We start from the raw sequence: 15,285 nt of genomic DNA, 5'->3' as shown, positions 1-15,285 counted from the left end.
AAAAAAGACGACCTGGCATATACCAAGTCGTCTTTATCATTAAATATCTGAATTATTGTTGATTTTGATTAGATGTTACATCATTTTTGAAAAAGTCGAAGATGTTTTGAGCACTCTTAGTGTTTTCCATGTTGCCTTTAAACTTGCTAGATCCTGGACCGTAAGCGTAAGTATTCACATCTTCACCAGTATGACCGTTTGTAGTCCATCCAGTGTGGGACGCATCATTAATTGGTTCTTGGATGGCATTTTGTAATTTTGTAGTAGCTTCTGCTACTTTAGGATCTTTATCATCTTTACCTTCTTTTTGAAGTTTGCGTAAATCTTTGGCAGCTTGTTTCACTTTATCCATTTGTTTGCTAGGGAAGTCAATGCCGTAACCTTCGTTGATGACTTTTTCAGGGTCTTTTCCTGCAGCAATTTCTTTAGTCATATACATACCAGAATGTTTCATTTTATGAATAGCTTCTGGATTCCATTTGTAATCTTTACCTTTAGCAATCGTCATACCACCAGTTGAATGGTCAGCTGTTGCCACAACTAAAGTATCTTTATGTGTTTTCGCATAGTCGATAGAGTTTTGGAATGCTTTTTCAAAGCCTCCCATTTCTGACATTACACCAGTAACATCATTTGGATGTGCAGCTTTATCTATAGAAGCACCTTCAACCATTAAGAAGAAGCCTTTATTGTTCTTATCTAATTTACTTAATGCACTTTGTTCCATATCTACGAGTAAAGGATTTTTAGATGGTGCATCAATTTGAAGAGGCATATCTTTCTCAGAGAAAGTTCCTAATACTTTGTCACTTTGAGAATTAAGAAGTTGTGTTTTATTACTTACTAAATCATAACCGTCTTTTTTGAATTTTTTATCAAGGTTGCCATTTTCTTTACCGAAGTATTTAGAACCGCCACCTAGGAGAACGTCTACTTTATGTTGACCGTTAATTTTATCATTATAAAATTGTTGAGCAATTTCATCTTTTTTATCACGAGAGTCAACATGTGATGCGTAAACAGCAGGAGTTGCATCAGTAAGTTCAGCCGTTGTAACTAAACCAGTTGATTTACCTTGCTCTTTAGCTTGTTCTAAAACAGATTTTAATGCCTTTTTATTATTATCAACGCTGATTGCGCCATTGTATGTTTTATGACCAGTCGCGAAAGCAGTTCCGCCCGCAGCTGAATCTGTTACGTTTTCTTTTGGATCATTAGGATATGTACGATTTGTACCTTTAAGGTATTTATCAAATGCAGTTGCATTCATTTTTTTAGCGCCAGGTTGATTTTTATAATAACGATATGCTGTATTGAAAGATGGGCCCATGCCATCGCCAACCATGAAAATAACATTTTTAGGATTCTTAGTATTACCAAATGCTACTGCATCATCTTGTCCTTGCTGTCCTTGAGCATTTTCACCTGGACCCGCACCACTTCCTGAAGCATGTGATACATTTGAAGCACCTATTACAGATGCAGCTACAATAGAACTTGCTATCGTTGTTTTACCAAATTTATTAATGAAACTCATAATTAATGTGCCCCCTAAATAAGTTATGTATTGCATTTTTAAGTATAGGGTATGAACTTTGATTAAAAGTAATTTTTAAGTAAATGAATTGTAAATGTATATAAATTTGAAAAGAATTTAAATTCTAATTGCTTAAAATTAAATTGAGTTATTATACTAAAAGATACAGAGATTACCTTTTTTCATTCAATATTTTAGGACAAAAAATTGTATGAATCGTGTTTATTTAAAAATGTATTTTTTAGATACAAACATGTAAAATAGTGATAAATAGAAATTTTATTATAAAACGATGAGGACGAAACAACCTCAAAGAAGGTGAAATAATGATACTTGTTATGTTATCTCCAATATTGATTATTGGATTTATAGCTTTAGGTATTTTTGAAGAAAGAAGAAGAAGTAAAAAAGCTCAAGATCAAAAAGACCAAATTGAAAAAGATAAAAATAAAGTTTATGATTCAGAAGAGAACAAATAGTTAAAGTATGTCGTTGAAAGGTGAACAGTTATGAAGATTCTCATAGTCGAAGATGATTTAGTTATTGCTGAGAGCTTGGCTAATGAACTTTCAAAATGGAATTATGAAGTGAATGTTGTTGAAAACTTTGATCAAATTATGGAAGATTTTCGTGAAACAGAACCACAACTAGTATTGTTAGATATCAATTTACCTACACTCAATGGATTTCATTGGTGCCAAGAAATGCGCAAAGAATCTAATGTTCCTATCATGTTTATTAGTTCAAGAACCGATAATATGGATCAAATTATGGCTATTCAAATGGGTGGCGATGACTTTATTGAGAAACCGTTCAATTTATCGCTAACAGTAGCGAAGATACAAGCGTTACTTCGCCGTACATACGATTTATCCGTATCAAATGATGAATTAGATGTGAAAGGTTGCAAGTTGATTCTTGATGAGGCGAAACTCGTAAAGGATGATGACGCTGTTCAATTGTCATTAACAGAACTTCAAATTTTGAAAATGTTATTCCAAAATGAAGGAAAATACGTGAGTCGTACAGCATTAATTGAAAAGTGTTGGGAATCTGAAAACTTTATTGATGACAATACCTTAGCAGTTAATATGACTAGATTACGCAAGAAGTTATTATCTATAGGCGTTGATGATTTTATTGAAACTAAGAAAAATGTCGGATATAGGGTTTAATGATTATGTTACTATCTTTTATAAAATCGATTCGAAATGAGATTACAATTATATTTTGTATATTTTTATTATTTGCATTAATATTTTACTTATTTTCATTACCATTTAGTGCCTTCGGTCTTGCGTTAGGAATCGTATTACTCATCATTGTTATTCATTGGTGGGTAAAGTACCTTGGATTTAAGAGAAATGAGGATCTTAAAGAGAAGGTAGATAATTTGGAAAATGAATTAACTGAAGTAAAAAATCGCCAAGTAGAATATCGTAATGATGTGGAAAGTTACTTTTTAACATGGGTACACCAAATTAAGACACCTATCACAGCGTCACAACTATTACTCGAACGTAATGAAGAAAATGTTGTCAATCGCGTAAGACAAGAAATTGTTCAAATTGATAACTATACAAGCTTAGCATTGAGTTATTTAAAATTACTCAACGAAGAATCTGATATGACAATTTCATCAGTGACAGTGAATGAACTAATACGTCCGTTAATCATGAAATATCGAATTCAATTTATCGAACAACATACTAAAATACACTATGAAAAGTGTGAAGCAACTGTTTTAACGGATGCACAATGGGCGTCTATTATGATAGAACAAATTTTAAATAATGCTTTGAAGTACGCGCGTGGAAAAGACATTTGGATTGAATTTGATTCTGCTAAACAAACATTAATCATTAAAGACAATGGTGTAGGTATTAGTAAAGCAGATATTCCTAAAATATTTGATAAAGGCTATTCTGGTTACAACGGCAGACTTAATGAAGAATCAAGCGGCATAGGATTGTTCATTGTTAAGCATATTTCTAATCATTTGAATCATGAGGTCGATGTAGATTCAGGACTTGGTGAAGGTACGACATTTAAAATACATTTTCCCAACGAAGATTAGCTAACTTTCAAAATTGTAAGTTTGCCAACAATATTTGTAAGAAATTATGAATGTTGTTGGCACTTTTTTATTTTATGATATTAAGTGAAATGAGAAAGGGGCATTCGTGATGTTATTAGAAGTGAAAAATGTAAAAAAAGTATATGGAAGAGGACTTAACTCAACTACCGCATTAAATAATATGAATTTAGAAATTGATGACGGCGAGTTTGTAGCTATCATGGGTGAATCTGGCTCGGGAAAATCTACGCTACTCAATCTCATTGCGACATTCGATAAGGTAACAGAAGGTTTTATTTCGCTTAATGGAACCGCAATCAACAAACTGCGAAATAAAGAAGTTGCCCGTTTTCATAGAGAAACTTTAGGATTTGTCTTTCAAGATTTTAATGTCTTAAACACTATGACCAATAAAGACAACATTCTAATGCCACTTGTCCTTTCTAATGAACGTCCTAAAACAATGAATGAACGACTTGAAACAATAAGCACTCAATTAGGTATTAATGATTTGTTGGACAAATATCCATACGAAATCTCAGGCGGGCAAAAACAGCGAATTGCTATAGCACGCGCACTCATCGCTCAGCCTAAATTATTACTAGCCGATGAACCTACTGGAGCACTAGACTCCAAAACTTCTAAAAACCTTATGAAATTATTTCGAGAAATTAACCAAAATAATCAAACTATCTTAATGGTGACACATTCTAATATCGATGCGTCATATGCCGAAAGAGTTATTTTTATTAAAGATGGGAAACTTTATCATGAAATCTATCGTGGTGAAGAATCTCGAGATGAATATCAGAAACGGATTGCAGATAGCTTAGCTATCCTAAATGGAAGAGGTGATTAGTGTGACATTCAAGATGATATGGAAAATGATAAAACGTGGGTATGTCACACAACGTCATATTATTATTCCGTTTATTATTGCTGTGAGTATCATGTTTGGTATTGAGTATATATTAATATCGATAACTCAAAATACGTATACTCAGCGACACAGCGTCACGCTTCCGCTATTTGCTGTTTTAGGTAATGTACTCATGTCTATGTTGACGTTAATATTTGTTGTATATGCTAATAACTTTGTAATTAAAAGAAGGCAACGAGAGTTTGCTGTATACATGATTTTAGGGATGGAGAAAAAACATATAAAAGTTTCTTTGGTTATTGAATCTTTGATCAATTTCGTAATTATTAGTTGTATAAGTTTAATTGGGGGATACTTGTTCGGTTCTTTATTTTTTATGCTTATAAGTAAAATATGGATAGGGAAGAGTGCAAGTTTAGTTGATTACCCGTTTGATATTAGAGCAATGTGGATAACTTTAATCATGCTAGTGGTAGTTTTAATCGTGCTTAATATTATAAATATTATAAAGGTAACCTTTCAAAGTCCACTTAAATTAGTTAACCAAAATAGTAAAAAAACTGGAAAAACGTCTAAAATTTTTACTTACATTTCATTGTTATTAGGAATTCTTCTAACTGGGTTTGGGTATAGTATTGCCTTACAGAACAATACTATGATTGGTTCATTAGCAAGTATATTTGTAGCTATGCTTAGTGTTTTTATAGGAACATACTTCCTCTTTATATCTTTAAGCGTATTAATATTAGATTGGTTAAAAAGAATACCTAACTTTTATTACAAGACTAATAATTTTTTTACTGTATCTAATTTGAGAAGTAGATTAAAATCTAACGCAGTAAGCTTAGCTACTATATCATTATTAGCTACATTCCTCATAGTTACTTTAGGTATGACAATTCACACTTATAGAGGTTTCAATGAACGAATAGATCAAATATGGCCAAATGAATATTTTATCAGCGTGAGTGGAGACGTTCATAAAGATAAAAAAGTAAAAAAAATAATGGATTCATTAGAAAATGATATTCAAAGGCACGTTAAAACCGATACCTTTAAAATGTATAGTCTAAAAAGCAATAAGGCTGAATTTGTAAATAATAAAAATAACACTATATTAAGGCCGAACTCAAAAAAGTTTGATGGTCGATTATTCTATTTATCTAAAGAAGTACCTCACTATATTACGACATATTTTATGACACTTAATGATTATAATAAATATCACCCTAACTTAAGTCTTAAAAGTAATGAGATAGCAATTAATACAGATAATTCCGTTTTAAATAAGACAGATAAAATAAAAATCAATGGAACTGAATATAGGTTGAAGCATATTAAGAAAATGAATATAAATACACTATCAAATTTTATGGACGGTGCTTATTTAGTAACGAAAAATAATAAAATTAAAGAAAAGTTATATAATTACCTAAATAATTTTTCTAAAGATGATGACTACTATCCACGATCTTTTTTAGAATTCAATGTTATGGGGGATAAAAAACTCAGTGCTTCTCAAATAAATAAAATAAATAAAAATAGCAATAATGGAGCGTTTGTAGAGGATAGACCCAGATTTGAAAAGGAGTGGACTGGCGTTAATGGCGGATTGATATTTGTCGGGACTGTGGTATCCTTCGTATTATTCATCGCTATCTTCCTAATGATGTATTACAAACAAATTTCTGAAGGTTATGATGATAGACGTGAATATGAAGTAATGAGAAAAATTGGACTTGAACAAGACTTAATTAAGAAAATTATCAATAAACAAATTATATGGATATTTTCAATACCTGTTATTGTAGCAATTATCCATACCTTAGTTGCTTCCAAAATTATTTTTAATCTTCTTGGATTTATAACACCTAAAAATAGTGGAGTATTTGCTACAAGCTTTATAGGAGTTACTTTAGCATTTATCGCTATATATTCTCTTATGTACTGGGTAACTTCACGTATTTACTATATGATCATTAATAATAAACATTAATATTTCAAAGGCTAAGACATGCTTATCGTGTCTTAGTCTTTTTTATACACTATAAAACTTGTATTTCTAGTGCTAATATTGTTTTAAATTTAATTGAAATGACCTTTATATTTTCATGAAATTAATAACTTCAAATAAAATGTTAAATTCTTTTTTTAATTTTTAAGAATAAATCTAAATTTTTAGGGTATTAAACAAATATCTTGCAAAGGAGGAATTATAAACATGATAAAACGTACTGTTGAAAAAGTTCTATCTTGGATAGGAAATATACTCCATCTTTTATACTTAGGTTTTATTGCTTTAATGGTTTCAATGATGGGTAATAAAGATTTTAAACATGAAATGATTCATAATACTCAAGATTCAAATCAAGGTGTATCATCTGACCAACTTAATCAGTCATATGGAATGTTATCAAGTATGGGTACATGGTACATCATTGGTTTTATAGTATTATTAATTCTTGCAATTATTGCTACATTATTAATCAGTAAAAAATCTAAAATTGCAGGTATCATCTTATTAATCGTAGGTGTTATTGCGTTACTTACTTCAAGTTTCTTAGCAGGTATTTTATGGATAATTGCAGGTATCATGCTATTAGCACGTAAACCTAAAAATGATCCAAATCATCAATACAATGATAATCACAATGCCTATGCAAATAATGAGCACCATAGAAATAACAACCACAATGAATATGACAGAAACAATAATTACAATAACAATCATAATGAATATGATAGAAATCATAGTCACGACGACAATCATCATAATCATGATCACCATAATGCTCATGATAATACACATTCTCATGACAATTATCAAAATAATGAGCACTATGAAAATGGTAACAGACAAGTTAATGAGAAGAATAACTCATTTATTTTATCTGGTGATGACAAAAAGCAAGAACAACAAGAAATTAAAGATCAATATTCACACAATAGTGACAGAGAGTCTCGTGATTTAAACAATCATTCAAAAGATAATCATCATGATTTTAATTCTAATGACACTAAACGTGATGATTTTATTAAAGAAGAAGAGCGTCATCGTAAAAACGAAAAAGAAGACAATCCATTTAAATATTAAATTAATAACTGTATAAGTTTATTAAGTACAAAGACCGATCCACCAAAATGAGTGGGTCGGTTTTTTCAATATCTATAAATATATGATGAACGAGTTTCTTCCTATTATATAATATAAAACTTTGAACAGATTTATTATCGAAAATGAAATTTACATACAACTATTGAAAATGTTAATGAATTAGTCTAGAATTTTTCGATGCACACAATTCAATGTACATTTAAAAACGAAGTTTAAATGATTATATTTAAGTCTATATATTTTTGCATGCTAATGTTCAAAATGATTGAGGGAGGAATTATTGAGGATGAATTGGATATCGATACTCTTATTCATTCTGGTAGTAGGTGGTATTTCATTATACGCTTATCTACAATCGAAAAAAGTTAAAACAGATAGTTCAGATGGTTACTTTATGGGAGGTAACAGTCTGACAGGATTCACAGTTGCTTCGACGATTATTATGACTAATTTATCTACGGAGCAAATCGTGGGACAGAATGGACAAAGTTATTCACAAGGTATGGAAGTTATGGCATGGGAGGTTACTGCAGCTGTAGCGGTTGTACTATTAGCTTGGGTCTTCTTACCTAAATATTTACAATATGGTGTTACGACTATATCTGAATTCTTAGAATTAAGATATGATACTTTTACTAAGCGATTTGTATCTATCTTATTTATTTTCACATACGTCGTTTCATTCTTACCCGTTGTACTTTACTCTGGTTCACTCGTGTTCAACAAAATGTTTAACATTGATAAATATTTAGGAGTAAGCAGTACAACTGCCGTTATCATTATTTCCTTGGTCATAGGCGTTGTAGGAATCATCTATTTATTTGTCGGTGGTTTATCTCTTAGCGCATTCAGTGACTCTATTTATGGTATGGCGCTTATTATCGGTGGACTTGCGATTACAATTCTAGGTCTCGGACATCTAGGTGACGGTAATTTTATCCATGGTTTCGATAAAATGGTTCAAAAAACGCCAGAGAAATTGAATGGCTTCGGTAAAATCGATTCTGATATTGTGCCATGGCCTACGTTATTCTTCGGTATGTTCTTCAACAATTTATTCTTCTGGTGCGCAAACCAAATGATTGTTCAAAAAGCGCTTGCTGCTAAGAACTTAAAGGAATCACAAAAAGGTGCTATATACTTAAGTTTATTCAAGGTGTTCGGGCCTTTATTTACAGTGCTTCCAGGAGTAGTTGCATACAACTACTTTAATGGCAGTATTAAAACTCCAGACAATGCGTATCCAGCGCTTGTAAGTTCAGTACTACCTGATTGGGCTTTCGGTTTATTTGGTGCCGTGATTTTCGGAGCAATCTTAAGCTCATTTGTAGGTTCATTAAACAGTACAACGACATTACTTACGCTTGATTTTTATAAACCCATCTTTGGAAAGAATAAATCTGATAAACATATTGCACGTGTAGGTCACATTGCGACAATCGTTATTGGCGCAATTGTAGTAGGGCTTGCGCCAGTCATTTCATTATTCCCAAGTGGTTTATACGCTGTTGTACAACAATTCAATGGTGTTTATAGTATGCCAGTACTCGTACTTGTGTTTGTCGCATTCTATTCTAAGAAGACATCTAAGTTAGGTGCTAAAGTTGCACTTGCTACACACATTATAATATATGCGATTGTGAGTCTCGTATTTACAGAAATTAACTATCTATATACATTCAGCGTATTATTCTTTGTAGATTTAATTATTGTATTAATTTTCAATAAGATTAAACCTTCTAGTGAATATGACTTAAAATCACGTCAAGCACAGGTCGATATGACACCATGGAAATATCGCTATGTTGCTGGAATAATTATCTTGGCATTAGTGGTAATAAGTTATATCATCTTTTCACCACTCGTACTTGCGAAATAAATGTTACAATTGGAACTTGATAAATGAATGAATAGAAGTGTACGTTGGCACGCTAGAGGTAGTGTTAACGTACACTTTATCTATATTAAATTTAATTTTCCTGAAAATGAAAAACGAAAGGAGGTTCTAACGCATATGCATACAGTCGGCATCATACCTTCACCAGGTGTTGCACATCATCATGCGAAGAGAATCATACCAAAAGTAAAAAAATTGCTTACTGAACGTATCGAAGGTGATAGCCATTGGAACTTCGATATTAAAGTAGATTTAATGATAGGTTCAGCTGAAGATGTACATGAAAGTGTGGACAAGGCCGCTCAATTAAAGGACGACCATCACTGGGATTATGTCATCTGTTTAACTGATTTACCGAGTATTTCTGATAATAAAGTCGTGATTAGTGACTATAATAATGATAAGCAAGTAGCTATGTTATCTCTACCTTCACTTGGCTTTATGGGTTTGAACAGTAAATTAGTTAAGACTGTGACATCTTTGATTGAACAGTTATACTATGAAGATCCGAAAAGTAAAAATGCGCCACATCCATTTGTACGCATGAAATCAGTTGAACCTAATGAAGATGAATCTGAAAAAAGACGTTACATTAATACATTATTTATCATTAGTTGGATTCAACTTATTGGTGGTTTAACACGAGCCAATCAGCCATGGAAGAATATCTTTAATTTTAAAAAGATTATCTCCGTTGCATTTGCTACAGGTACGTATATTTCAATTTTCTCTATGCCTTGGGAACTCAGTGTCATTTATTCACCTTTCAGACTTATACTGCTTATGATTATTGCGATATTAGGTATGGCAGGTTGGTTACTATACGCACATCAATTATTAGAAAGAAAGACTGCGAAATCCCAACGCGTTTATCGTTATATCTATAACTCAACGACACTAGTTACATTGAGTGTGATTACTTTAATGAATTATTTTATTCTATACATTTTACTCATTATCAGTATTACGCTATTTGTACCAGTTGATTTATTTAATAGTTGGACAAGTGCAAAGGCTCAATTTACCTTTACTAATTATTTAAGATTGATTTGGTTTGTCGCGTCATTAGGTCTATTAGCAGGCGCTATGGGTTCTACAGTTGAAGATGAAGAAAAAATACGACGCATTACGTATTCATATAGACAATATCATCGCTATAAAGAGGCAGAAGAAGAACAAAAAGAACAACAACAATCTCAAGACGTATCACATCAGAAAGTTGAACAACAAGCTTCAAGTAATGATCAGCAAGATGAACAATATGAAGGTAAAAAACAAGGTCACAGAGAGGAGGATGAGTAATGGCAGATTTGGAGAAAAGAACGGTTGGACTAGTTGTAGCGCCAGGGGTTACAGAACGTCTAGCAGAAAGTTTGATGGAAGAGTTGCCAGATATGTTGTCTGAACAATACAACAACGAAAAAGAATGGACATTTGATTTGGTTACAGATCCATTAACTGGCTTCGCAGAATCTGTAGATGAAATATTTAAGAAAGTTGCAGATTATCATGATAAGCGTCAATGGGATTACGTCATTTCAATTACTGACTTGCCGATGTTTGCTGATCATCAAGTGATGGCATTAGATATCAACATGTATAACGGCGCAGCAATCTTCTCATATCCAGCATTTGGCTGGCGCCCAGTAAAAAATAGATTTAAACAAGCAATTCTTAGTATCATTCAAGAACTCCATGAAGCAGAACACGAAAGTCGTAATTACGATGATAATAACAATATAGAGACATCCGTTAAAAAACAATTTCCTCTCTCTAAAATAGATAAAACTCAAGTGTATTTAGAAGAAACTGAGTCATATCATTTAAGATATTTATCAAGTTCTCGTTCTAGAGGTATGTTTAGACTTGTCAGTGGTATGACATTTGCTAATAACCCATTAAATATGATGGCAAGTTTAAGTAATATAGTTGCCATTGCCTTTACGACAGGCGCTTTCGGGCTTGTCTTTACAACGATGTGGAAAATGGCCAATAACTTTTCAATGTGGCGTCTATTTGGTATATCCATTATCGCGATTATTGGCATGTTAATATGGATTATGATGTCTCACGATCTTTGGGAATCTGTTAAATCAAGTAAAAATAAAAGGATAACTTGGTTATATAATGCTACGACAATTATGACGTTAATTATTGCCATTATCATTTACTATATTATTTTATATACTCTGTTCTTGATTGCAGAGTTAGTGTTGCTACCAGCAGACTTTTTAGGACAACAAGTAAGTCTTAAAGGTCCAGCAGGTCCAGATCTTTATTTAAGTATTCCTTGGTTTGCAGCATCTGTTTCTACAGTTGCAGGTGCTATAGGTGCAGGTTTATTAAATGATCAGTTAATTAAAGAAAGTACGTATGGCTATCGACAACGTATTCGTTACGAAGATACCCATGATAAAACTCAATAAGAATATGACATAAATTTATATGTATAATATGAATGATTGTATATAAAGCCACTCCATAATTTTGGGAGTGGCTTTGTTTATAACTAACTCTTTTCATAATTTATATTAAAAATTAGAAGCAAGATGAATAACAGTATTTTCAACTATTAAGAGCATAGATTTTCTATAAAAAATATTTTAAAATATTGTTTAACAACTTAATTTGAGTAAAAATTGAAAGTAGGGTTAGTTATGTACTGTTCAAATTGTGGACATCAATTAAAAGAGGGCCAATCATTTTGTAATCAATGTGGAGCACATATTAGGCAATCATATCAAAATCACCCACCTCATTATAACCAAAACCATTCTAACTACAACTTACAACGTGCATCTCGTAGTAAGAAGCCAACAGGTTTAATTATTTTATTATCACTCATCTTTATAGGATTCATTGCTGCTATGCTTTACGGAGCATATTATGCTTATGAACATTATGTCAAAGATGATGATAAGACATCAGAATCTGTTCAATCAAGTCCATCTAATACAAATGATTCAAAAAGTGAGAAAGATTCAACTTCTAAAGGTCCGCATATTGATGTCTTTAGTACAGCATTTGATAAAGGGTATATGAAATCTGCGTCAACGAGTGGTTATCAAGGTATATATACAGGTATGACACGTAAAGAAGTTGAAGAAAAATTTGGTAAATCCGATGGAAATGTTGATAGTTCAAATTATACTTACGAAAAGTATGGGAACTTAGCAGTTGCGTATGAGAATGATGAAGTTGTTCATGTAGGGGTGGCCCCTAATGATATTTCAGAAGATCAATTTATCCAAAAATATAACGAACCTGATGACAGAAAGCCAAATCAATTAATCTATGATAGCAATAAAGATAATGATTTCTCTGTATTAGTTAATGTTAAAAATGGGAAAATATCTGTTATCGAAAATGTTGATCAATTATAGAGAGTTGCGAAAGCAACTCTATTTGTTTATATAAAATTATGCAAATATTTTGAATTGTGAAATACAATGTAATAGAATTCAACCAATCGTACTCGATTGAAAAGAGGTGAATGTGTGAATAAGTAACACATGTTACTAGAAAACTAGTTATATTTTAAACTTATCATGTGAGTCGATGATTGACGCAATTATGAAAGAGAGAATTTAAATGGTTTGGTTTAACCAATTCGTAATATTTCGTGTGACTTGTTTTATGAGTTAAGGACACTTAAACTCACAATGGCATGAATAAATAATTAGACCTATTTAATGAAAAGAAACTAAGAATTAAATGTTAAACAGTCCGAAATACTGTTCGCTAAGACGAGGTAACGAAGTCATAAAAGTATAACTTTTATTGTAGCGGGTATCATATGTATAGAATTCGTATCTGTCATGTTTAAAAAGGAGTCGAAGTCGATATCATTTGCCGTATCACGCGGTAAACAAATGATTTCTGAGTATAATAATAAAACTGAAGCGGAAATATCTATTATCTTAGATAATCACAAGCAATGATTGTAGAAATTCACAGTAATAATGCAAGTGGTTTAGTAAATTTATTATTAATAACAAAATGACAGCTCAAAAATTAATTCAAAATATTTTTGCTTTCCCTGGAGCATCTAGTGGCGTTATTGATTTATTAAAATTCGCAATGATGTAGAGGTGTATCTCAATGAGTAAGCGTGTTTATGATATAAAAGTAGAAAGGTGTGGCGGTTCTACTTACTTTTTAGAAGAATATAAAGGAAAGGTTCTTATTATCGTAAATACAGCAACTAATTGCGCATTAAACGATCAATTTGAAGGATTGGAAACGTTATATCAAAAATATAAAAATGATGGATTAGTTGTTTTAAGTTTTCCTTGTAATAACTTTGACAATCAAGAACCTGGGTCGATGGATGAAATCTACAATACTTACCGTCGACGGTTTGGTATTACATTTCCTATCCACTCGAAAACAATTGTAAATGGTGACAATGAACATCCTTTATATACGCTTTTAAAACGCGAGAAACCTGGATTATTTGGTTCGCAAATTAAGTGGAACTTTACAAAGTTTGTTATTGATAGAGAGGGTAAAGTAGTAGGCAAGTATCTTCCTTATGACTCTCCAGAAGAGATGGAGGAATTCATTAAAGAATTATTAAATGAATAAATGATGATGTGTTAGCTCTCTTTTAAGTCGAAGTGACTTTTAAGAGAGTTTTTAGTATTTAATTTTAAAATTAATGATGAATATTTACACTGGTATCTTGACTTTCAAATTAAAAGTAGTTAAAGTAGTAAACATAATTATTCTGACAATTCAGATAGGAATTTAAGTGTTTGAATGAATTTATGAAATGAGGGGGGATCATAAATTGATGTCAGTAGATAAGATTACGTATGATAGTTTTACGGGTGATCCTTTTATCGACACTATCGATGCTGACGACCAAACCAAAGGTGCCTACCAAATATTAGAATGGGCTTACCAAATCTATGGTGACGATATCGTCTATTCATGTAGTTTTGGGACTGAAAGCATGGTGCTTATCAATTTAATTTATCAAATTAAACCAGATGCACAGATCGTCTTTTTAGATACAGACTTACATTTCCAAGAAACTTACGATTTAATTGATAGAGTGAAAGAGAAATATCCACGACTTCGAATTAAAATGAAAAAACCAGAACTTACATTAGAAGAACAGGCTGATAAATATAATCCCGCTCTATGGAAGAATAATCCTAATCAATGTTGTTATATTCGCAAGATTAAACCACTTGAGGAAGTTTTATCTGGCGCGGTAGCATGGGTTTCAGGATTAAGACGTGCCCAATCACCAACACGTGCAAACACGGACTTTATTAATAAAGATGAACGATTTAAATCAGTTAAAGTATGTCCGCTTATTTATTGGACTGAAGACGAGGTTTGGGACTATATCAAGAGTAATGATTTACCTTACAATGAATTGCATGATCAACATTATCCTAGTATCGGTTGTATCCCTTGCACTGCACCAGTATTTGACTCAAATGATTCCCGTGCTGGCAGATGGTCTAATTTCGAAAAAACTGAATGTGGCTTACATGTTGCAGACAAACCATAATAAGGTAATCAAAATTTTTTGACTTTAAAACATAGTATTCCGATAAGATATAACCAAAAACTTACTTTGTTATAGTAAAACTCATTTAAAAATTGTTGAAACATAAAATGATTCTCGGCGGTTAATGAATAGGGATAGATGTATTGTGCATCACTCTCTTTCATTTACTGTCGTGAATATTTAGTACATACTAGAATAAACGATATTGGAAACATTTTCAGAAATAAATATAATCAAATATCGGGATAATTA

At 31.9% G+C, this 15,285-nt stretch carries 13 protein-coding genes and 1 pseudogene; 13 read left to right on the top strand and 1 reads right to left on the bottom strand.

Annotated features, from left to right (window positions below; translation table 11 throughout):
* Window positions 1-52 precede the first annotated feature (52 nt).
* Window positions 53-1,537 (bottom strand): alkaline phosphatase, encoded by a 1,485-nt coding sequence (locus tag AC3WQX_RS08640; RefSeq protein ID WP_030059210.1) that lies wholly within the window; start codon window positions 1,535-1,537, stop codon window positions 53-55.
* 326 nt (window positions 1,538-1,863) lie between these two features.
* On the opposite strand from AC3WQX_RS08640, the gene AC3WQX_RS08635 reads away from it, so the two are divergent.
* The 13 genes and pseudogenes from AC3WQX_RS08635 (at window position 1,864) to AC3WQX_RS08575 (ending at window position 15,033) form a co-directional block, all read left to right on the top strand.
* On the top strand, window positions 1,864-2,016 hold the full coding sequence (locus AC3WQX_RS08635) for a hypothetical protein (protein ID WP_002436229.1): 153 nt from the start codon (window positions 1,864-1,866) through the stop codon (window positions 2,014-2,016).
* A 30-nt stretch (window positions 2,017-2,046) separates the two neighbouring features.
* Window positions 2,047-2,712 (top strand): response regulator transcription factor, encoded by a 666-nt coding sequence (locus AC3WQX_RS08630; RefSeq protein WP_002436233.1) that lies wholly within the window; start codon window positions 2,047-2,049, stop codon window positions 2,710-2,712.
* A gap of 5 nt (window positions 2,713-2,717) precedes the next feature.
* Complete coding sequence (locus AC3WQX_RS08625) at window positions 2,718-3,614, top strand: sensor histidine kinase (protein WP_037550651.1); 897 nt, start codon at window positions 2,718-2,720, stop codon at window positions 3,612-3,614.
* 109 nt (window positions 3,615-3,723) lie between these two features.
* Window positions 3,724-4,473: an ABC transporter ATP-binding protein gene (locus AC3WQX_RS08620; protein WP_030059205.1), complete on the top strand. Its 750-nt coding sequence runs from the start codon at window positions 3,724-3,726 to the stop codon at window positions 4,471-4,473.
* A 1-nt stretch (window position 4,474) separates the two neighbouring features.
* Entirely contained in the window at window positions 4,475-6,490 is a 2,016-nt protein-coding gene (locus AC3WQX_RS08615; protein ID WP_037550649.1) for an FtsX-like permease family protein, read from the top strand.
* Window positions 6,491-6,715: 225 nt separating this feature from the next.
* Window positions 6,716-7,588, top strand: a complete 873-nt coding sequence (locus AC3WQX_RS08610; RefSeq protein ID WP_037550647.1) for a DUF4064 domain-containing protein — start codon at window positions 6,716-6,718, stop codon at window positions 7,586-7,588.
* A gap of 307 nt (window positions 7,589-7,895) precedes the next feature.
* Entirely contained in the window at window positions 7,896-9,488 is a 1,593-nt protein-coding gene (locus AC3WQX_RS08605; protein ID WP_030059200.1) for a solute:sodium symporter family transporter, read from the top strand.
* A gap of 135 nt (window positions 9,489-9,623) precedes the next feature.
* Window positions 9,624-10,808, top strand: coding sequence for a hypothetical protein (locus tag AC3WQX_RS08600; protein ID WP_030059198.1), 1,185 nt, complete (start codon window positions 9,624-9,626; stop codon window positions 10,806-10,808).
* Window positions 10,808-11,932, top strand: a complete 1,125-nt coding sequence (locus AC3WQX_RS08595) for a hypothetical protein (protein WP_037550643.1) — start codon at window positions 10,808-10,810, stop codon at window positions 11,930-11,932. The genes AC3WQX_RS08600 and AC3WQX_RS08595 overlap by 1 nt, the downstream gene beginning before the upstream one ends.
* Before the next feature lie 231 nt (window positions 11,933-12,163).
* A complete protein-coding gene (locus tag AC3WQX_RS08590; RefSeq protein WP_030059196.1) occupies window positions 12,164-12,889 on the top strand; it encodes a zinc ribbon domain-containing protein in 726 nt (241 codons plus the stop codon).
* Window positions 12,890-13,330: 441 nt separating this feature from the next.
* A pseudogene (locus tag AC3WQX_RS08585) lies at window positions 13,331-13,595 on the top strand (NAD(P)/FAD-dependent oxidoreductase); the annotation flags it as partial.
* Between the two features lie 12 nt (window positions 13,596-13,607).
* A complete protein-coding gene (locus tag AC3WQX_RS08580) occupies window positions 13,608-14,093 on the top strand; it encodes a glutathione peroxidase (RefSeq protein ID WP_037550641.1) in 486 nt (161 codons plus the stop codon).
* A 208-nt stretch (window positions 14,094-14,301) separates the two neighbouring features.
* Entirely contained in the window at window positions 14,302-15,033 is a 732-nt protein-coding gene (locus AC3WQX_RS08575; RefSeq protein WP_037550639.1) for a phosphoadenylyl-sulfate reductase, read from the top strand.
* The last annotated feature ends 252 nt before the right edge of the window (window positions 15,034-15,285 follow it).

This window comes from Staphylococcus sp. FW104-15G4D (assembly GCF_058790135.1).
This window is presented reverse-complemented; position numbering and strand designations above follow the sequence as displayed.